Raw genomic sequence first — 21,343 nt, 5'->3', positions numbered from 1 at the left:
CCTGTTATTTCTATTATGCAGGGACACTGTTGTGCTATTCTAATTCGTCCGAAATAATACCATAACCCTCATTCATCTAACTTGAAGGGGTTATTGAAACGTGGTTTATCTACTTACAAAAATTCATACTACCACCTCAAAAGGGTGGTAGCATTCCAACTATCTATTATTTATTTCTTCTAAAAGAATCTTATTAACCATCGGAGGGTTGGCTTGGCCTTTTGTCGCTTTCATAACCTGACCAACCAGGAATTTCACAGCTTGTTCCTTCCCATTTTTGTAATCGGTAACGGATTGCTCATTCTCATCCAAAATTCCGGTAATTATTTCTTTCAACTGACCTTCATCAGAAATTTGTACAAGCCCTTTATCCTTAATAATTTTCTCAGGATCACCGCCATTTTCAACTAATTCAGCGAATACCTTTTTACCCATTTTAGAAGATAATGTTCCATCCTCGATTAACTGAATCATCTTCCCTAATGATTCTGGTGTAATCGACAGGTCATCTAATTCTTTTTGATGTTTGTTCATATAGGCGGAAACTTCGCCCATTAACCAGTTCGTTGCCTGTTTGATAGCCGCTCCATGTTGGACGGTTTCTTCAAAGAAGTCAGCCATCTGCTTCGAATCTGTTAAAACAGCTGCATCATATTCAGACAGTTCTAGCTCATCTATATAACGCTTTTTCCTTGCGTCAGGCAGTTCCGGGATCTCGTTTCGAATTCGTTCTTTCCATGCCTCATCAATAAATAGTGGCAAAAGATCCGGTTCAGGGAAATAACGATAATCATCAGAACCTTCTTTAATACGCATTAGTACGGTTTCTTTTGTTTTCTCGTCATAACGACGCGTTTCTTGAAGAATTTCGCCACCAGCTAATAATTCTTTTTCCTGTCTTTTTTCTTCAAATTCAAGTCCTTTTTGTACATATGCAAAGGAATTCAAGTTTTTTAATTCAGCTTTTGCTCCAAACTCCTCTTGTCCAATCGGTCTTAATGAAATATTGGCATCACAACGCAAGGATCCTTCTTCCATTTTCACGTCCGAAACACCTGTATATTGTATAATATTTTTCAGTTTTTCTAGATATGCATATGCTTCTTCTGGGGAGCGCAAATCCGGTTCTGATACGATCTCAACTAATGGAGTTCCTTGCCTGTTAAAATCGACCAAGGAATAACCATCATCCCCGTGGGTCAGTTTTCCTGCATCTTCCTCCAGGTGTAGACGCGTTATGCCGATGCGCTTCGTCTTGCCGTTTACTTCAATTTCAATCCAACCATTTTCGCCAATTGGTTTATCGAATTGTGAAATCTGATAGGCCTTTGGGTTATCTGGATAGAAATAATTCTTACGATCAAATTTTGTATCTTCGGCAATTTCACAGTTCAATGCCATTGCAGCTTTCATCGCAAAATTGACCGCTTCTTCGTTCAAGACAGGTAGCGTCCCTGGATAACCTAAGTCGATTGGATCCACATTACTGTTTGGTTCCGCACCAAATTTATTTGGGCTAGAGCTGAAGATTTTTGAGTTCGTTTTTAATTCAACATGAACTTCTAGTCCAATAATCGTTTCAAAATTCATTTGCCTGCACCTCCTAATTGAGGTCGTTTTTTATGATGATCTGTTGCCTGTTCATAAGCATGAGCAGCACGATAAATAGTGCCCTCATCAAAATGCTTGCCAATAATTTGTAAACCGAATGGAAGTCCTTCTTCAGAAAATCCACAAGGTACTGAAATTCCTGGCAAACCTGCTAAGTTCACTGGAATAGTGATAATATCACTTGCATACATCGTTAATGGGTCATCCGTTTTTTCACCAATTTTAAATGCCGGCGTTGGCGCTGTTGGTCCAATCACGATATCATAGTCATTAAAAATAGCTTCGAAATCATTCTTGATTAATGTTCGTGCTTTTTGTGCTTTTTTATAATAGGCGTCATAATAACCAGAGCTAAGCGCAAATGTGCCGAGCATAATACGACGTTTAACTTCATCTCCAAAACCTTCACTACGGGAAAGCTTGAACATGTCCATCATATTCGTAGCATTTTCGGAACGCACGCCATAACGTACTCCATCAAAGCGAGCAAGATTAGCTGATGCTTCCGATGATGCGATAATATAGTAGGTTGAAATGGCATACTTGGAGTGTGGCAACGAAACCTCTTCCCACGTAGCACCCAATGATTCATATACTTTCAATACTTGTTGAATAGATGCTTTCACTTCTTCCGATACGCCTTCACCGAGGTATTCTTTTGGCACTGCAATCTTTAATCCTTTAACATCATTTGTTAACGATTCAGTAAAAGCAGGTACTTCTACATCTGCACTAGTTGAATCATTTTCATCCAGACCTGAAATCACTTCAAGTACTCTTGCATTATCCTCTACCGTACGAGTGATTGGACCGATTTGATCGAGTGACGAAGCAAATGCAACCAATCCAAAACGCGATACGCGACCATAAGTTGGCTTCATGCCTACCACACCGCAAAAGGCTGCAGGTTCACGAATAGATCCACCAGTATCAGATCCTAAGCTAAAAAGCACCTCTCCTGCTGCTACAGATGCTGCTGAACCGCCACTGGATCCACCTGGTACATAGTCCGTATTCCAAGGGTTTCGTGTCGGATAGAAGCCAGAGTTCTCATTGGAAGATCCCATCGCAAATTCATCCATATTCAATTTCCCAATCGTTACTGCTTTTTGCGCATTCAACTTATTCATCACAGTAGCATTATATAAAGGGTCATCGAAGTTTCTTAAAAATTGACTCCCACAGGTTGTCCGTAGCCCCATTGTAACGATATTGTCCTTAATACCAATCGGCATGCCGAATAAACGACTTGTTTGACGATCAGTCGTATCATTATCCAGTTCGTTTGCCTGTTCAAGTGCATTTTCTTTATCCAATGTTAAAAATGCCTTCACCTGATCATCCACTTCTTCAATGCGATCATAGGAAGTATTTACCAGGTCTTTAACCGAAATTTCCTTATTATGTATCTTTTGTTCCAACTCTTTTATACTGTAATCAAATAGCGACATAGTTTTCCCTCCCTACTCCAATATCGATGGCACTCTGAATTGACCAGCCTCTTTATCGGGAGCATTTTTCAAAGCTTCTTCTTTCTTATCCCATTGTTTTGGCTTGTCCTTACGTAGTACATTTAACACATGTTGATCATGCACGGTTGGCTCTATGCCTTCCGTATCTAGTTCACTTAATTGATCCGAAAAATCCATAATCGCACCCAATTCCTTCGTCAGCTTTTCCGCTTCTTCTTCACTAACTGCAAGTCGTGCCAAGTGTGCAACATGCTTCACTTGATCCTTCGTAATATCTGTCATATCATACACCTCCAACAAAGGTTTAATAACTCTCACAATACTATTGATAATAGCAGAATTAGTCATCTATTGGCAACTAATTGGTAAGTTTAAAGAAGGCTGTTTTCTAAAAGATTGATGTTTTGGAACAAGATCTATATGATGCGACGTAACTACCAGGTTGATTTCCGCTGCGTACAGTCGCTTTCCGCGGGCACGGCTTCAGCCTCCTCGCGGGAAACCGCCGCTGTGGGGTCTTCAGACTCGTGCTGTTCCCGCAGGAGTCGACTGTACTCCGCTCCAATCAACCTTCATAAAAGTGACTTCGATGTTGGCTATTGACGTGTCGGTACTTAGTCGAAGATCCCCTATCTCGATGTGTCATTTTAACGGACGTTTTAAACCCCCTCTTAAAAAAGAAAATAGAGACACTCCTATTACTATCTAGTTTACCCAGTTTAAAACTATTTAGATAATGCTTTGTATCTAATGTTAGAAAACTTGGCCTGCTTTAAAAGGTTTCCACTCCTATTTCCCCAAAAAAATGCCTGAAATAGGTTCCACGCTATTTCAGGCAATCCATCATATTAGTAATAGGGTAAAAAAGTACGACTAGCTCTTAAAGTTAGATAAAAGAGATAGGTTGTTCAATTGATAAAATACTAGGTTCTAATTCAGAAGCTAAATCTGTTGGACTATTGTCTGTTGCAAATATAAATCCTGTTACAAGTATTGCACTCAACGCTATAGTAGTAACCATTTTCTTCATCTTCTCCCCCCCTTTAAATATTTATTAACTCTTCATATGTTAAATTTGCGAGTTTATAGTATTTAACAGATTCTTTATACCTGTTTAATTCTTCAAAATGAACTCCTAACATATTGGCATAAATAACTAAATTAGCATGGTCTTTATGTTTTTTTAGATACGGAATAAATTCATCAATTACTATCGATTCAAATTTACTTTTTTCTTGATTAATAGCAAAACTGAATGTATTTAGAACATAATAATGACTTTTATATGCTTCGCTACTATTATCCATGTCTATTAGTTCAAAACCCTTATCTATCATTTGTTTGGTTTCATCAAAATTATTAATGGAATAATAATCTTTAATTAACGCTGTGACCGCAGTTAATCTTGCATTCATTTCAACGTCTAAATCATCTGCAACCTCTAAATAGTAATGAATTGCATCTTTCTTATTTCCTTTAGCAGAATACAGATATCCTAAATTTAAATTTGTTAATTGTATTACTTGTTTATCATTATTAAGCTCACCTAAATGTCTGGCCAGATTATAATTTTTAATAGCTTTTTCATACATCTTAATTCTTCTATACGAAATACCTAAGACGATATGGGATTGAGCACAGCGCATAAAGTTATATTCCTTCATGTATATATCTAGTGCTTTCTCTGCATAATCTATAGATTCCAATGTATTTCGCAACTTACTATGTGTTACCGCAATGATATATTGTAGATCAGCAATTTCTTTATCTTCTAATTCAATCTGACTGATTTTATCTTCTGCTATTTTGTATAGTCTCATGGCTTCGTTAAAATCTCCATTTAAAGAACTGTAATTCCCTCGAAACTTATACCAATAGAATTGATGCAGGTTATCAAAGGTGTTGGATACATCTTTTAGTTCATTAATCTTATCCAGCGCATTATCAAACTTCCCGAGAACCAGATAGTATCTTATCTTATGAATCTCGAACATCAGTAAGTTATTCGTAAGATTGGTATCCATTAGTCCCTGCACTTCGCGGTATGTCGTAATGATTTGTTCCTTGTCATGAACTTCAAAAAGCATGCTGTACCATTGCTTACATTTTTCCTGGATGGTTGTATCTAATTCATTGTCTAACTGGATACCTAAACGCGTACATATTAATTGAATAATTTCCCGACTTGCTTCCGTCTTTTTGTTTTCAATCTTTGATAAATAGGATAATGAAACGATGCCTTTAGCTAAATCTCCCTGTGTCATTTCTTGTTTTTGTCGTTGTAGTTTGATAAAGGATCCTATTTCTATCAATGTACCCACCCTAACATCAAATAAGTTTTATTTCTTTTGCTTATATTTATATTATAACACAGATTCTGAAAATTCATATTGGGAAAATTACATCGATTTTACGCTATTTCGGTGCAAAAAGCACCCTGAAAAATGAACAATTTTCCTAAACGAGGAAAATCAGCCCCTTTTTGAGTAGAAATTGCTTCTTAGGGACTGATTATTAATGTAAGACTTTATACTTAAAACATTTCTGAGGTTGTCTTTCCTTGCATATGGTGAATTAGGTAATCCGGGCCACCTGCTTTGGAGTCTGTTCCGGACATATTAAATCCACCAAATGGATGATATCCAACAATTGCTGCCGTACACCCTCTATTGAAGTAAAGATTTCCTACATGAAAGTCTTCGCGGGCTTTTTCTATATGTGTTCGATTATTGGATATAACGGCACCAGTTAGTCCATAATCTGTATTATTTGCAATGTCAATCGCTTGATCAAAATCTTGTGCCTTTGTTAATCCTACTACTGGCCCGAATATTTCTTCTTGCATAATGCGCGCCTCAGGATCGACATCTGCAAAAACGGTTGGATTAATAAAATAGCCTTTGCTATCATCGCCATCCCCACCAACAAGTAGGTTGCCTTCCTTTTTACCTAGTTCGATATAGTCCATAATTTTTTCAAAGGCATGCTGGTCGATAACGGGTCCCATATATTTGTTGGATGCTTCGGATGGATTGCCAACTGTTAATTCTTTTGTCAGTTCAACAACACGATCTTTCACGTCTTCATATACATCTTCATGAATCACAGCACGGGAACACGCGGAACATTTTTGTCCAGAGAACCCAAATGCTGAATGGACAATTGATTCTGCGGCTAATTCTAGGTCTGCATCACGATCTACGACAATGGTATCTTTACCACCCATTTCAATGATGGTGCGCTTCAGCCATTGTTGACCGTCCTGTACTTTTGCAGCGCGTTCGAAGATACCTGTCCCCACATCACGTGAGCCTGTAAAACTTACAAAACGCGTTCTTGGATGATCGACAAGGTAATCCCCAACTTCACTACCCGGTCCAGGAATATAATTAACAACTCCTGCCGGCATACCCGATTCTTCGAGTACTTCCATTAATTTATAGGCAATTATTGGTGTTGAACTTGCTGGCTTCAGCAACACCGTATTACCGGATACCATTGCAGCTGTCGTTGTCCCGGCCATAATGGCAAATAAGAAATTCCATGGTGAAATAACAATCCCTACACCTAGTGGAATGTAATGAAATTGATTATATTCAATAGGCCTGCTGGTAACCTCAGCACCTTGACCCAATTCCAGGATTTGACGACCATAATATTCCAAGAAGTCAATCCCTTCTGCAACGTCTGCATCCGATTCTTTCCAGGGCTTTCCGCCTTCCTTAATTAAATGTGCTATGAATTCGAACTTACGGCGACGAACGATTGCTGCTGCGCGGAATAAGATACCCGCACGAAACCCTGGATCCGATTTTCTCCATGTTGAGAAGGTTTCATCAGCAACTTTCATTGCTTGCTCTGCCAATTCATTATCCGCCTTCGATACATAACCAATGACTTCTTCTTTATTAGCAGGATTTTTTGAAACAATTTTATCTTCTGTCGTAATACGTTCTCCACCGATTATAAGTGGATACTCCTTTCCCAGATCAGATTCAATATGCTTTAACGCTTCTAACAGTTCATTTTTATTCGCTTCTACTGAGAAATCTGTAAAAGGTTCATGCTTGTACGCTACTACCATGGGAATCCTCCTCACTCTATCATTGAATGCGCTTTCATAAATCACAGGGTGAAATCATCATCTCACCCCATATTTTAACCTAGGTCATGACAAACTAAACAAACCACATTGTTACCATCCCTGAAATTCTCTTAACGGTCCTCCGCTCCAATCAACCAACATTAGAGTGCATAGCTATTATGTGATTGAATGAAGTATGTTGCAATGTTATACCAGCGAAGGAAATACACGGAGACTCCGGCGGGAGGAAAGGCATCGGTGAGACCCCGAAGTGCGATAGCACGAGGAGGCTCACCAGCCGCCCGCGGAAAGCGTAGTGTATTTCCGTAGCGGTATTACGTCGCATTCTATAAATTTTATGTCAAAAAAAGCTTAATGATAAATATGAACATTTGGCATGTCCTCGCCAGCTTCCCGGTAAATAAGACTTTCCACTTTATCACTGGATGTAATATTTATTTCTAAATCATAGTAATCTGCGAACATCTCCTGAACTAAACCGTAGGCAAATTGCGTGAATCCAGTAACCTCTGCACTGCCAAAAAATTGAAGCGGAATTTCTATCGTCAGCTTTTGTAGTTGACCATCTATATAGAATCCCTCCCCAATTATACCCGTATAGTTCGGAAAGAATTCGGCAATTTCATCACCAAAGTTAGACACAATCTCATGGTCTTCGAAGTATTTATCCCTTCCTTCATCTGATGGAAAAAGAACCGTTTCTTCGTCAATTGATTCCCAATCATCAATGGATGTTTCTCCGCCGCTAACATTCGTTTTGGCAACAAAGTTCCCCGGTACTGGTGACGACTGCTCTTCTTCACGGTACAGAGAAAACATTACGGGTACATTTTCCAGCCCTTCAAGTTGCCTTACTTCCTCAAGTACCGATTGCGCAATTTCTTGTCCTTGCTCCATCATTTCGTTCTCAGGGATATCTTCATAATAATAAGGTCCACCAATCTCTGTTTGAAAACGATAAACTGACTTTAATGCGAGCCCAATAGAAATACCTGCTAGTTGAACAGAATCATCCTCACCCTCACCTTGTGTTAGGTAATTTTGTTCTAAAATATGTGATAAATAACGCGGATTTTCTTCATGCATTTCCTGATCTTCATCATCTTCTATAGGAGGATTATGGCCTTTCTGCAAATCGTCCTCTATATTCTGGATCACTTCATCGTTAATGGTCATTTCAGCTGCTTCAAGTCGGTCAATTTCCTCCTGGAGTTCTGTTTCAAATTGCTCCCCTGTTAACTCTCTACCAAGCCAATCGTAAACCATGCTTTCTGTTATATATTGCCCTTCTTGAAAATAATGATCGCTAGGATCATATACCTCCATTGAATGACGTCTCATCCCTTGCTCCATTTCATCTATATCCAATCGATTTGCCACTTGATCCACGATAATCCCTCTAGCTTCACTTGGTTGATAGGGTAGGATCATCCGATAATTTTCTTCAGATAATTGATTACTCGGAACAATAGCCGTCTCTTCTTCCGATTCGTCGTCTTGCACAATTTCTTCCTCGTTATTCATGTCTGGTGCACAACTTGCAAGCAACAGGACGACACCCATTAATGCTATACTCGCTTTTTTCATCGTATTATCAATCCTAACTTTCCATTGCTTCTTGAAGCTGCTTTTCGTCCCAAATCGTTACCTCAAGCTTTTTTGCTTTATCATACTTGGAACCTGCATCTTCACCCGCAATAAGTATATCTGTATTTTTACTTACACTTCCTGTCACAGAGCCACCCATCGTTTCAATGAATGCTTTTGCTTCCCCTCGCGTGTAATTATCCATTCTTCCTGTTATTACGACTGTTTTACCAGCAAAGATACCATTTCTTTCTTGCTTCGGCCCTTTGTATTCCAGATTAAGGTTCAGCTCTCGTAATTCATTCAAGAGATCTATTACCTTTTGCTCGGAAAAATACTGCACAATAGCATCAGCCATCTTTTCGCCAATTTCATCAACAGCGATAAGCTCCTCATAGGTAGCGTTTTGAAGATTCTCTAATGTTTCAAATTCAACAGCTATCGTTTTAGCAGCTTTGGCACCGATAAACCGAATACCTAAGCCGAATAAGAGCTTTTCCAATGAGTTTTCTTTTGATGCTTCAATGGCTGTCAATAAATTAGTAACTGATTTTTCACCCATACGTTCCAATTGAAGCAGATCCTCTCGCTTAAGTCGATATAAATCTGCCATTGTATGAATTAATTCTTCCTGAAAGAGTTGAATAATGACTTTTTCACCTAAACCATCGATGTTCATCGCATTACGGGAGACAAAGTGAATAAGACCTTCCTTCAATTGGGCAGGACAATTCGGATTTAGACAGCGTAGTGCCACTTCTTCCTCTAGTCGCACCAATTCACTCTCACAAGCTGGACATATTTCAGGCATATGATATTCTACCACTGTATCATGCCGCTTATCTTCTACGACACGAACCACTTCTGGAATAATATCTCCCGCTTTTTTGATGACTACCGTATCCCCTATTCGAATGTCTCTTTCACGAATTAAATCCTCATTATGCAAGGAAGCACGTTTTACGGTTGTACCCGCTACTTGAACAGGTTCCAAAATAGCAGTTGGTGTAATAACACCTGTCCTACCGACGCTCAGTTCAATATCTATTAGTTTTGTAACGGCTTCTTCTGCAGGAAATTTATACGCAATCGCCCACCGTGGACTTTTTGCGGTGAATCCCAACTCCTCTTGCTGGTCAAGATCATCTACTTTTACAACAATCCCGTCTATTTCATAATGTAAATGAGGCCGCTGGGCTGTCCAATAGTCAACATACTCAATGACTTCCTCAATCGTTGAGCACTTTTTCCATTCCGGATTTGTTTTAAAACCTAACTCCTGTAATGTTACAAGCCTTTCACTGTGTGACGTTAATTGGCTGTCTTCCCATTCACCTACTCCATATAAAAATATGTCCAAGTTACGTTTTGCTGCAATTCTGGGGTCGAGCTGCCTTAACGATCCTGCCGCAGCATTTCTTGGATTGGCAAACGGCTCTTCTTCATTTGCATGTCTTGCTTCATTCAAAGCTAGGAAAGATTTATGTGGCATAAATGCTTCTCCACGTATCTCAATTGTTCCTGTTTCCTCTATCGATAAAGGGATGCTGCGGATCGTTCGCAAATTACTCGTTATATCTTCACCTACCTCCCCATCTCCTCGAGTTGCTCCACGAACAAATTTCCCATTTTGATATGTTAGCGATACTGCCAAACCGTCTATTTTCAATTCACAAATATACGAAATCGGGTTATCCGTACCGTCACCCGCACGCCTTGCAAAATCTCGTAAATCTCCTTCATTAAATGCATTGCCTAAACTTAGCATTGATACATTGTGCTGCACCTTTTGAAAGGATCCTAATGGTTCACCCCCAACACGCTGCGTCGGAGAATCGGATGTAATTAAGGTCGGAAATTTTTCTTCCAACCGCAAGAGTTCTTGCAGCTTCTCGTCATATTCCGCATCGGGAACGCTTGGTTTATCAAGGACATGGTATTCATAATTATAGGTAGTAAGCAGCTTACTTAAATTCTCTATTTTTTCCTGTGCTTGTTGTTTCTCCACGTACCAAGCACCTCCTATTGTTTCGTTATTGGGGCAAATTTAGCCAGTACACGCTTGATGCCGGTCGGCGCTGGAAAAGCGACGTCAAGTTCTATCCCTTCCCCTTCTCCTTCAACTTTAACGACGGTACCTAAGCCCCATAGCTTATGGTTTGCTTTATCACCTGGCATCCATGATTCACTTTCTGCACCAGTTGTTGGTTGTATTTTTTCTGCTTTTCGTTTCGCTGGTGAAGCTGTATCTTTAGATTGTCCGAATCCCCCACCAAACATGACAGCTTTTGCTTGTTCTATTCCATCGACTAATTCTTCTGGAATTTCATTGATGAATCGGCTGATTGGATTCATATTGGTTCTTCCATATAATGTTCGCATTTTAGCATGGGTTAAATACAGTTCCTGCTCAGCGCGCGTAATACCTACATAGGCCAGTCTTCGTTCTTCTTCCATCTCATCCTCATCGAACATGGAACGACTATGTGGAAAGACATTTTCCTCCAAACCGATTAAAAAGACTACCGGGAACTCCAGGCCTTTTGCTGCATGTAAGGTCATGAGAGTAATTTTGGGTTCATTCTCTGTATCTTCTTCATCGACACGATCAAGGTCTGCAATCAATGCAAGGTCTGTTAAGAAAGCGACAAGTGTTTTGTCCTCGGTTGTTTTTTCAAAATCAGTCGTAACGGTCATGAACTCTTCCAGGTTTTCCAGACGGCTCTGCGCTTCAAGTGATTGCTCGCTTTTCAGCATTTCTTTATAGCCCGTGCGATCAAGAATAGCTTCCACCATATCCGTTGCGGTTAGGAATTCCTGTTGCTGATATAAGGTTTGAATTAAATCTCCGAATTTCGCCAAAGCATTAGCAGCTTTCTTCGATACCCCGGTAAAATCAACTTCTTTTACAGCTTCGTTAAAGGATAGATCATTGCTAGCAGCATGTTCCCGCAATCGCTCAATCGATGTTTTGCCAATACCACGCTTCGGTACATTCACCACACGTTCAAAGCTTAAATCGTCATCTGGATTTGTAATCAAGCGTAAATAGGCAACCATATCTTTGATTTCTTTACGGTCATAGAACTTGGTTCCGCCAACCATTTGATAAGCGACACCCGATTTCATTAACGTGTCCTCAATGGCACGTGATTGTGCGTTTGTCCGATACAAGATTGCCAAGTCATTTGGTGAATACCCTTTTTCTCTTGTGAGTTCCTGAAGTTTGTCCGTGATAAATAATGCCTCTTCTTGCTCTGTCCCACCCTGGTAATAATGAATATTCTTTCCATCTGGATTTTCCGTCCAAAGATTTTTCGGTTTTCTGCCTGTGTTATTGCCAATTACTGTATTTGCCGCAGACAGAATCGACTTTGTGGAACGGTAATTCTGCTCTAAGAATACAGCCCGTGACGATGGATAGTCCTTTTCAAAGGAAAGGATATTCGCAATATCCGCCCCGCGCCATCCGTATATCGACTGGTCAGAATCACCAACGACACAAAGGTTTTGATAACGGCTTGCCAGCTGCTTTACCAAGTAGTACTGGGCATGATTCGTATCCTGATACTCATCCACATGAATATACTGAAAACGGCGTTGATAGTACTCTAGCACTTCTGGAATACGTTGGAACAAGTGAATGGTTTGCATAATCAAATCATCAAAATCCAGTGACTGGTTTTTTCGTAGCATTTTTTGGTAGGCTTCATAAATCTGCGCAACTTGCCTCTCATAAAAATTGCCGACCTTGTTGCTATATTCCTCCGGTGTAATCAGCTCATTCTTCGCACCACTAATTTGGCCGAGCATTGCTCGTGGATCAAATTTTTTCGGATCAATGTTCAAATTTTTTAAAACCTGTTTAATTACCGACAGTTGATCGCTACCATCTAAAATCGTAAAGTTACTACTGTATCCGATTCGGTCAATATCCCGTCGCAAAATACGCACACACATCGAGTGGAATGTAGAAACCCACATCTGTCCACTCTCCGGGCCAACTAATTTACGTACCCTTTCCTTCATCTCCCGTGCTGCTTTATTCGTAAATGTAATAGCCAAGACATTTCTTGCAGCTACGTCTTTTTCTGCAAGTAAATACGCGATGCGATGGGTAAGCACTCGCGTTTTCCCGCTTCCAGCACCTGCCATAATTAGCAGTGGCCCATCCGTATGTTTAACCGCTTCACGTTGTTCTTTATTTAATCCCTTTAATAAGTCATCTATTGTCTGACTCATGTTTACTCCACCCCTAAATCAATAATCTTTAACTGCATGTACGGTTTTAATTGCTTCCTCTATTCCTGTATAAATACTATTTCCTACTACAATAACATCTGCATGCTCGTTCATTTCACGTGCCTGGCTATCGTTCTCGATCCCTCCGCCATAAAAAAGCAATGTGTTGTTAAGCTGTCTTTTTACTTGTTCAACTAGTTTTGGATCTCCGTATTTTCCACTGTATTCCATATAAAATACTGGCAAATGAAATACACGTTCTGCCATATATGCATATGCCGTCACGTCTTCATCATCCGGCATATAGCTATTCGTATGCGTGAAGGCTTTTGCGTCTTCATTTAAAATACAATACCCTTCCATAAGAATTTGATCCCAGTTCATCCATTCCTTATATTGTTTAATCGCTCGATGCTGTATATCCATCATCCATTTTTTCTCAGTGGAATTCATGACCATCGGTATAAAATAATAGTCAAACCCTGGAGTAATGGCCTCCATTGCAGAAATTTCTAGAATGCATGGTATGCTGTAACGGCGAATTCGTACGAGTAAATCCAGTACACCATCCATTGTCACATTATCTGTTCCGCCGACAATAACAGCATCGGTTCCTGATTCACAGATCATTTCTAGATGCTCATCCGATATTTCCTTAGCAGGATCCAACTTAAATACATGTTTCCATTCATTCATTGTAATAGGCAATGATCTAATCCTCCAATATAATAATCCATTAATTTATTATACCAAAAATCATGCTCGGAATTTAGGGAAATGTAGAATCTTTTTTATGAGGCTCTTTTAATAAGTGTTGTTGCTTTTAACTATGTCGCAGTTGACATAAAAGACGACGTAAGTTCTGTTTGCTATAAGTATTTGCTATAAACGCCGTTCGGGATCGCTCCGGGCGGATGCCTTCCGCGGGCACGGCCTCAGCCACCCGCGGAAAGCGAAATGTGTTTCCGTAGCGAATCCCTGCTCTCAACCAGCGTTTGCAAAAGAATTGTTACTGCGTCGTCTTTTATAGATTGTGTGTCAAAAACAACAATTCTTTTCCGGTGGGACGAGTAACCGTAGTCCCAATCTTTTAGAAAAAAGCCTGTTATAATGAGGAATTTGTTGCTATAGTTGATATTTTCTGGTGTGGATTAACTAGATCTCTGGTTAATTCTTCCTTGCCCAATAATGTAGAAACCGCTACCCTAGCAGGCAGCGGTGCAATTATCTATTTATCCTCCAGTATACGATCCAGCACAATTTGGTAGCCATCACTACCGTAATTAAGGGACCTACGCACACGTGAAATGGTAGCTGTTGATGCATTCGCTTCTTTTTCAATAACGTTATACGTATGTCCTTCTGTTAGCATTTTCGCCACTTGTAGGCGTTGGGATATCGAATGTATTTCTGACATTGTGGCAATATCATCAAAAAAACGATAGCATTCTTCCCGGTCATTTAACGATAATATTGCATCAAACAACTGATCCAATTGTTCCCCTCTTAATTTATCAATCTGCACGTCCTCAACCTCCTGTGATAACTAGCTTGACACCGTTACGTCTTGTCCTATTCCTGGACTTGATGGAACAACATTAATCCATGTTTTACCTGGAGCAAAACCTAAAGGTACACCATCTTTAACGGGAATTATTCTTCCATTTTGGTTTGTCCATTCGACTTCCTGAATTTTTCCCTTTTGGATCAGATAGGCATTCCCGCCAGACTCAAAATCAATTGATCTACGAGCTTCATCATCAATCACTTGATGATGGGTTTCTACAATGAAAACATTATCCACCTGAATAGGATCACCCGTAGCTAAATCGACTGTTTCTGTCTGATCGTTATATCTTGTATATTTTTCACTGTTAACGTCATAGTTAAATTCTACAATATCCCTTGCGTTATCGGAATACGCAATTTCCACATATTCTGCTGAATCACCTGACAATTCCTGCTCTTCATCCTCCGTTAAAAATTCTAACGGTTCATCAGAGGCAGTAGTATCATACCCCTGACGCTCAGCTGCATCATAAACCCCGTCAAATTGCAGATAAGAATTATGCGGTGCAGGACGAAACGACTCACGTTTAAACAAGTGACCATTATTATCATGGATAGATCCATCTAAGTGTTCAATACCTCTATTTTGAATCATTTCATTCACAAAATTTGCGGCCCCGTGATAAACATAAAGGGCATTATAATTCGTTGCCAAATCAAAATAATACTCCCTCGCACTACGAACTGGCCCTACCACATCTGGCATATCACTTTGATAAAGCGCCAAAAAGCGTGTGATATCACCTTCTGCGAGAATTTCAAATACCATATCTGCTTGTGTTAAACCAGTTTGCGGTCTTGCTGTTGTGTGATTATTCACCATTACACTAACCATCCGATTATCAGCATTCGTATTTGTTCCAATCCCAGTTAACGGAAAAACATTTTCAAACTCCTCTGCTTCGCCTTCTACCTCTGGGGGTTCTGTTTTTTCTTTTATGTTATTTCCTTTTGATTCATTTGCTTGTGCTTGATCTTCTTCATTGGAACAACCGACTAAAAGCACAAACAACACCAACAGCATATAAACTAACTTTCTCATAATCTCCCAACACCTTTTTAGAAGTTCCTATCCATACGAAATAAACCCTTATTATAGTTTAGCGCATTGTAGCTGGGAATAGTACCTCTTTTTTCTTCACATCTACTATTCCTTGCTGCGTTATGCGCACATAAGGCAAATGGGTAGATGATAAAAAGAATATAGTATAGATTAGGTCGGAATGTTTATAGCCAAATTCGGAGAGTATCGTTTTAAGTTGCTTTTCTTTTTCGATTAGCGTACTCATTTTCCCATTAAACATGATTCCACTAAGGTTGAGAGGCAACTCAAATAACACTTCACCCTGGTGTACGAGCACGATACCACCACCGATTTCTTTCAGTCTTTTCGATGCAAGCAAGATATCGGATTTACTTTTTCCAATGAAGACAAGATCCCCTGTCGTTGAATAAGAACTTGCTAGAGCGCCCAATCGATCGGTAACCCCCCGAATCGTAGAGTTTACGCGCCACTTCCCATTCCGATCTATTAATAGAAGAAAGGCATCTTCTCTATTTGTTGGTAACTCATCCAATGTAATATCCATTTCGATTACATATGGTTTTATTATAACATCATTAATCAGATCAAGCCCAACCGGTACAGAAAATTGCAGATCTGCTTTTGTTACATCCCAATCACAGCTAAGGGGCTCTATATCATACTTCGCCCAATCAATCATCTGATCAACTTCCTGAATTTCATCTTCTTTCACGATCCACTGTCCTTTTGCCAATACACTCTCCGGATGTGGATTGCTTTTTTCTCGTAAAATATTAATATGTGCAATGCGCCCAGGAGCGATACTTCCAAGCTGCTCTTCCAGCCGGAGATGCTTTGCAGCGTTGTAGCTTGCCATCATATATGCATCCTCAAGTGGAATCCCTTTAGCAATGGCGATTTCAATACAAACATTCAACAATCCTTGCTCGTAAAAGGCAGGTGTGGAACCGTCCGTATTCATGGTCAAGTTTTCATAGGTTGGCAGTTTTGCTGCTACTATTTCGTCGATAAGCTTCGGTAAATCGGGTCTAATAGAAGAATAACGTAGCCCTACCTGATACCCTAATTGCAAGCGTTTAATGACATCTTCCCCCGTCATCGATTCATGATCCGCATTCACGCCAAATAATTTCATCTTCGTTAACGTTTTTTCCGATGCTCCTGGAAAGTGTCCTTCGACAGGCTTTCCATTCCGTTTCGTTTCCTGAATCCAATAAAGGAGTCTGTCTCCCCCATCTAGTAAACTTGGCCAGGAGGTCAACTCGCCGCCTTGAACGACAGATGGATGCGATAACCATGCTAGTATTTCTTCTGTATTAAATAGCGCCTCTTCATCTTTAAGGGCTGTTTGTGAATCGAATCGTGACCACCAATACATTGAAATTGGTAATTTGTCAAAATCCTCTAATAAAGAAAACGCTTTCTTTTTATCCAATAAAAAATGCCATGCTAAGTTATCATTTATCAGTGTAGTCGTTCCAGTTTTTGCAGCATGGTACGCCAATTCTTCTGGATTATACAATTGAAATGGGTGGGCATGTGGTTCAATATACCCTGGGACCAGATATTTCCCCTCGCAATCTATTATTTCCGTTCCATCTTGTTTTACAGGTAATTCTTCTCCTACATAAACAATTCGATCATTGGCAATCCAAATATTGGCTTGTAACCATTGTTTGGTATATGTATTTAAATACGTACTATTTTTTAAAATGAGCGTAGGTGCTTCCGTTCCGTCAATTACCCTTACATGGTGCCTAAGCTCGCGGCTTCTCCAGTAATATTCATTTTCGATCATAATACTCAACTCTCCAATAATATTCATTTTCTCTATGGTATCATACTTTACGCTTTAACACTGTGAAGTTTTTGTTAAATAAAGTGAAATTTTTATGACAGAAGGAAAAGGGGGGATTACGACAAACTTTTGATAAAAATCTTACATATATTTAAATGTCTGTTCTCATTTATGTAATGCTTGAATTTTTAATCTAATAGCAATATGACAATATTTATTGTCATTTCCCTAAAAGTATTGTTAATACGAGTTATAATTGCTTTGCTAAAACACCTTTTAATTTAAGTGCTATTTTAGCATATAGAGAGATGCATTTTGAACATTTTAACCAGGTATTCTGAATAATTATGTTAAAATAAATCTAAAGATTGTAATAAAATGGTCTTAAATTGAATATTTTGAGTTTCAAACGTTCGTTAACGGGGCATTTTAATGGAATAAAAATGAGGAGAATAGTAAAGTGTATTTACTTTTACTTACCATGATTTATTGTGTAATAACACAGGTTTTGAATATGGCCTTAGTACCTGCTCTAGGAATTTATTTAATAGGTTTAGGCCTTGTCAAAGGATTTTTTAGCGAGGAATTAAAAGATGTCTTTAATTTCAAAAAAACGAAGTACTTGTACGAAAAAAACGGATTTAAAGACTCTTTAATGGAGCTATTGTCTTTAATGTTAATTTTCATTAATTCATATTTAATCGATTATGAGCCCTTCTCCCTTTTCGAATTTGTTTATATGTTTTTTCTTATTGCACTTGTATACCGCTTTCTATTTTGGGGCATAGCACGAACAATAAGGAAAAGAAACTAACTTTATGGTGTAAAAGCCTATATGTCGAGAATAGGGTACAATTGCGGAATAATGAAAATAAATATAAGAAACAGCTCAATAAAGTTTGAACTGAGCTGTTTTATTTTTATGCCAAAAATCTTATATCATAAAGCAATGTTTTTAATGTGTTCTTGTTAATTAGCCTGTTAATAACGGTCTAAAAACATTGATATTTAAAGTTTTCTCCACGGTAAGTGAACTACTTAGCGCGATAGCTACAAGGGCGAGGCTTCCCTTTGCTACGTTAGCACACTAACCTAGCAAGAAACAGACCCTTACTACACCTTCCCTATATCCCTCCGATAAATAAATCCGTCCATATCCCCTGCAGACGCTAAAGCACCATACACATTATCTGTCGCTTCTTCTAATGTCGTATCCTTTGCTCCAACCAACAGGACACGCCCGCCATCAGATACGAGTGTATCACCTTCAAGCTTCGTTCCTCCATGGATCGTGAAAGAGCTTCCTGCTGCTTTCATTTTAGGAAGAAGAATACCTTTATGGTAAGAGCCCGGGTACCCATCTGAAGCCACAACCACCCCTGTACAGGAGCTGTCTTCCCATTCTAATTCAGGATTGTTTCCATCCATTACATCTACCAGTACTTGTACGAGATCATTTTTCAGTAATGGCAATACAACCTGGGTTTCTGGATCACCAAAGCGGGTATTGAACTCGATTACTTTAGGACCATCCGCCGTCATAATAAGACCGGCATATAAAATTCCTGTAAACGGACGTCCTTCCTTCATTAACGAATCAGCTGTCTTTTGTAGAATTTCCTCAGTAGCAAAAGCCAGGTGTTCGTTCGTAACATCTTCCACTGGAGCATAGGCCCCCATACCGCCAGTGTTGGGACCTTCATCATTGTCATAGGCGCGCTTATGATCTCTAGCTGTTACCATTGGATAGACATTATTTTCATGAACAAATGCCATCAAGGAGAATTCTTTCCCTGCTAAAAATTCCTCAATCACAATTGTAGCTCCTGCTTCAGCAAAGTTTTTTGAGACGAGCATTTCATCAACTGCCTGTAGCGCAAGTTCTTTTGTCTCAGCAACAATCACACCCTTACCAGCAGCCAAACCATCCGCCTTGATAACGATCGGCGCGCCTTTTTCCTCTATATACTGTTTTGCTTCTTCCGCATTCGTAAACGTTGCATAAGATGCAGTTGGTATCTCATGTTTTTTCATAAATTCTTTCGCAAAACTTTTACTGCCTTCCAACAGCGCCGCTTCACTAGTTGGTGCAAAAACCGCCAATCCAGCCTCTTGAAACCGATCGGTAATGCCTTCGTTCAACGGACTTTCTGGACCAACTATCGTTAAATCAATAGCTTTCTTTCTTGCAAAATCCACAAGCCCATCCATATCCATCTCATCAATAGCAATGCAGGTAGCCTGTTGCTGTATCCCACCATTACCGGGAGCCGCGTATATGGTTGTAACCTTTTCACTTTCGGCTAACTTCATGACAATACTATGTTCACGTCCACCTCGACCGATTACTAATATATTCATAGAAAAGCTCCCCTCGATTAGTGTTTGAAATGGCGCATTCCTGTGTAAACCATCGTTATTCCGTGCTTATCACATATATCGATTGAATCCTGATCACGCTTGGAGCCACCTGGTTGAATAATTGCCGTTACCCCTGCTCTCACCGCAGCTTCCACCGTGTCTGGCATTGGGAAGAATGCATCGGACGCTAATGCGGACCCCTTAGCTTTCTCACCTGCTTGTTCAATAGCGATAGTCGCTGATCCAATTCGATTCATTTGTCCAGCACCTATCCCGACGGTTTGATTATCTTTTCCTAAAACAATCGCATTGGACTTCACATGTTTCACTGCCTTCCAAGCAAATTGCAAATCAACTAATTCTTGTTCCGTTGGTTGGCGTTTGGTTGCAACTGTTAACTGCTCTTCCGTGATTTTACCAGCATCATTATGTTGAACGAGCACGCCGCCTTTCACCGTTGTCAATTTATGATACGACGTGGCACTAGCTTCATTCATTTTCATTTCCAACAAACGAATATTTTTCTTTTGTGTTAAAATTTCTAAAGCTTCTTCCGTGAAACGAGGCGCAATCACAATTTCTAGGAAAATTTCACTTAGTGTTTTAGCTGTTTGTAGATCTATTTCTCTATTACAAGCAACAATACCACCGAATATTGATACCGGATCTGCATCATACGCTTTTTGAAAAGCTTGGAATAGATCGTCTGAAACACCAATTCCGCACGGATTCATGTGCTTCACGGCAACAGTTGCTGGATCTCGGTATTCTACCAAACTCTCAAGAGCTGCATTCACGTCTTGAATATTATTATAGGAGAGCTCTTTCCCATGTAGCTGTTTTGCCGTTGCTAGACTCATGTCAGTATGTAAAGGATCTCTATAAAATGCAGCCTGCTGATGCGGATTTTCCCCGTAACGTAAGTCCTGCGATTTTTCATAGGTAACGGTATAGGTTTCCGGAAATTCTTGCTCCATTTCTTTTGTGAAATAACTTGCGATCGTGGTATCGTAATTTGCTGTATGACGGAATACTTTCGCAGCCAATCCTTTGCGTATTTCAGCTGTTTGCTTTTCTTCGCGAAGATCCTCCAACACCTGTTCATAATCATCTGGGTCTACAACCACGGTAACGTCCTGAAAGTTCTTTGCTGCTGAGCGAAGCATAGCTGGCCCGCCAATGTCGATATTTTCAATAATTTCATCATCCGTAACACCTTCTTTTTGAAGCGTCTCTTTAAACGGATATAGGTTAACCACAACCATATCAATCGGTTGAATTTTATTTTGTTCCATCTGTTTTCTATGTATACGACTTGAACGTTTTCCAAGCAAGCCACCATGAACAGTTGGGTGGAGTGTTTTAACCCGTCCATCCATAATCTCAGGGAATCCAGTTATTTTATCGATTGCCTTTGCTTCGATCCCTTCTTCTTGCATGACACGTAATGTTCCACCAGTAGAAATGATCTCATAGCCCAGTTCCACTAGTCCTTTCGCAAAATCGGTTATGCTATCTTTATTGGACACACTAATTAGCGCGCGTTTATTCAT

15 protein-coding genes are annotated in these 21,343 nt (G+C 39.6%); all 15 read right to left on the bottom strand.

From position 1 onward, the window contains the following. Positions 1-159: 159 nt before the first annotated feature. The 15 genes from gatB to purH all read right to left on the bottom strand — a co-directional run bounded on the left by gatB (position 160) and on the right by purH (position 21,343). The gene (gatB, locus tag OLD84_RS05210) at positions 160-1,590 is read right to left on the bottom strand and encodes an Asp-tRNA(Asn)/Glu-tRNA(Gln) amidotransferase subunit GatB (protein ID WP_209463543.1); all 1,431 of its coding nucleotides are present in this window, start codon (positions 1,588-1,590) and stop codon (positions 160-162) included. Next, on the bottom strand, positions 1,587-3,062 hold the full coding sequence (gatA, locus tag OLD84_RS05205; protein WP_209463544.1) for an Asp-tRNA(Asn)/Glu-tRNA(Gln) amidotransferase subunit GatA: 1,476 nt from the start codon (positions 3,060-3,062) through the stop codon (positions 1,587-1,589). The genes gatB and gatA overlap by 4 nt, the downstream gene beginning before the upstream one ends. Positions 3,063-3,074: 12 nt before the next feature. Further along, positions 3,075-3,365, bottom strand: coding sequence for an Asp-tRNA(Asn)/Glu-tRNA(Gln) amidotransferase subunit GatC (gene gatC, locus OLD84_RS05200; protein ID WP_209463545.1), 291 nt, complete (start codon positions 3,363-3,365; stop codon positions 3,075-3,077). A 604-nt stretch (positions 3,366-3,969) separates the two neighbouring features. Then, positions 3,970-4,113, bottom strand: coding sequence for a hypothetical protein (locus OLD84_RS05195; protein WP_264917288.1), 144 nt, complete (start codon positions 4,111-4,113; stop codon positions 3,970-3,972). A gap of 13 nt (positions 4,114-4,126) precedes the next feature. After that, entirely contained in the window at positions 4,127-5,404 is a 1,278-nt protein-coding gene (locus tag OLD84_RS05190; RefSeq protein WP_319961974.1) for a helix-turn-helix domain-containing protein, read from the bottom strand. Between the two features lie 212 nt (positions 5,405-5,616). Further along, a complete protein-coding gene (gene pruA / locus OLD84_RS05185) occupies positions 5,617-7,167 on the bottom strand; it encodes an L-glutamate gamma-semialdehyde dehydrogenase (protein WP_209463547.1) in 1,551 nt (516 codons plus the stop codon). A gap of 372 nt (positions 7,168-7,539) precedes the next feature. After that, positions 7,540-8,775 carry a CamS family sex pheromone protein gene (locus OLD84_RS05180; protein ID WP_209463548.1) on the bottom strand — a complete coding sequence of 412 codons (1,236 nt, stop codon included), beginning with the start codon at positions 8,773-8,775 and terminating at the stop codon, positions 7,540-7,542. Between the two features lie 13 nt (positions 8,776-8,788). Then, on the bottom strand, positions 8,789-10,783 hold the full coding sequence (ligA, locus tag OLD84_RS05175) for an NAD-dependent DNA ligase LigA (RefSeq protein ID WP_209463549.1): 1,995 nt from the start codon (positions 10,781-10,783) through the stop codon (positions 8,789-8,791). Between the two features lie 14 nt (positions 10,784-10,797). Beyond that, positions 10,798-13,017 (bottom strand): DNA helicase PcrA, encoded by a 2,220-nt coding sequence (gene pcrA, locus OLD84_RS05170; RefSeq protein WP_209463550.1) that lies wholly within the window; start codon positions 13,015-13,017, stop codon positions 10,798-10,800. 18 nt (positions 13,018-13,035) lie between these two features. Further along, positions 13,036-13,713, bottom strand: a complete 678-nt coding sequence (locus tag OLD84_RS05165; RefSeq protein ID WP_209463604.1) for a heptaprenylglyceryl phosphate synthase — start codon at positions 13,711-13,713, stop codon at positions 13,036-13,038. Positions 13,714-14,245: 532 nt separating this feature from the next. Further along, positions 14,246-14,542 (bottom strand): YerC/YecD family TrpR-related protein, encoded by a 297-nt coding sequence (locus tag OLD84_RS05160; protein ID WP_209463551.1) that lies wholly within the window; start codon positions 14,540-14,542, stop codon positions 14,246-14,248. 21 nt (positions 14,543-14,563) lie between these two features. Then, positions 14,564-15,628 carry a DUF3048 domain-containing protein gene (locus tag OLD84_RS05155; protein WP_209463552.1) on the bottom strand — a complete coding sequence of 355 codons (1,065 nt, stop codon included), beginning with the start codon at positions 15,626-15,628 and terminating at the stop codon, positions 14,564-14,566. A gap of 58 nt (positions 15,629-15,686) precedes the next feature. After that, positions 15,687-17,429 (bottom strand): adenine deaminase C-terminal domain-containing protein, encoded by a 1,743-nt coding sequence (locus OLD84_RS05150; protein ID WP_209463553.1) that lies wholly within the window; start codon positions 17,427-17,429, stop codon positions 15,687-15,689. 1,113 nt (positions 17,430-18,542) lie between these two features. Beyond that, positions 18,543-19,790, bottom strand: a complete 1,248-nt coding sequence (gene purD / locus OLD84_RS05145) for a phosphoribosylamine--glycine ligase (protein ID WP_209463554.1) — start codon at positions 19,788-19,790, stop codon at positions 18,543-18,545. A 17-nt stretch (positions 19,791-19,807) separates the two neighbouring features. Continuing rightward, positions 19,808-21,343, bottom strand: a complete 1,536-nt coding sequence (purH, locus tag OLD84_RS05140; protein WP_209463555.1) for a bifunctional phosphoribosylaminoimidazolecarboxamide formyltransferase/IMP cyclohydrolase — start codon at positions 21,341-21,343, stop codon at positions 19,808-19,810.

It is taken from the genome of Virgibacillus natechei, assembly GCF_026013645.1.
GTDB classification, from domain to species: Bacteria; Bacillota; Bacilli; order Bacillales; family Amphibacillaceae; genus Virgibacillus_L; species Virgibacillus_L natechei.
Note: the sequence above shows the minus strand (reverse complement) of the source record. Positions and strands in the feature narration are given on the sequence as shown.

Excerpts from the sequence above, each read along its gene's own strand:
- OLD84_RS05165 (WP_209463604.1), bottom strand. The coding sequence starts at position 13,713 with ATGAATGAATGGAAACATGTATTTAAGTTGGATCCTGCTAAGGAAATA.
- OLD84_RS05155 (WP_209463552.1), bottom strand. The coding sequence starts at position 15,628 with ATGAGAAAGTTAGTTTATATGCTGTTGGTGTTGTTTGTGCTTTTAGTC.
- OLD84_RS05180 (WP_209463548.1), bottom strand. The coding sequence starts at position 8,775 with ATGAAAAAAGCGAGTATAGCATTAATGGGTGTCGTCCTGTTGCTTGCA.
- OLD84_RS05150 (WP_209463553.1), bottom strand. The coding sequence starts at position 17,429 with ATGATCGAAAATGAATATTACTGGAGAAGCCGCGAGCTTAGGCACCAT.
- gatA (WP_209463544.1), bottom strand. The coding sequence starts at position 3,062 with ATGTCGCTATTTGATTACAGTATAAAAGAGTTGGAACAAAAGATACAT.
- purH (WP_209463555.1), bottom strand. The coding sequence starts at position 21,343 with ATGAATAAACGCGCGCTAATTAGTGTGTCCAATAAAGATAGCATAACC.
- gatB (WP_209463543.1), bottom strand. The coding sequence starts at position 1,590 with ATGAATTTTGAAACGATTATTGGACTAGAAGTTCATGTTGAATTAAAA.
- gatC (WP_209463545.1), bottom strand. The coding sequence starts at position 3,365 with ATGACAGATATTACGAAGGATCAAGTGAAGCATGTTGCACACTTGGCA.
- pruA (WP_209463547.1), bottom strand. The coding sequence starts at position 7,167 with ATGGTAGTAGCGTACAAGCATGAACCTTTTACAGATTTCTCAGTAGAA.
- pcrA (WP_209463550.1), bottom strand. The coding sequence starts at position 13,017 with ATGAGTCAGACAATAGATGACTTATTAAAGGGATTAAATAAAGAACAA.
- purD (WP_209463554.1), bottom strand. The coding sequence starts at position 19,790 with ATGAATATATTAGTAATCGGTCGAGGTGGACGTGAACATAGTATTGTC.
- OLD84_RS05195 (WP_264917288.1), bottom strand. The coding sequence starts at position 4,113 with ATGAAGAAAATGGTTACTACTATAGCGTTGAGTGCAATACTTGTAACA.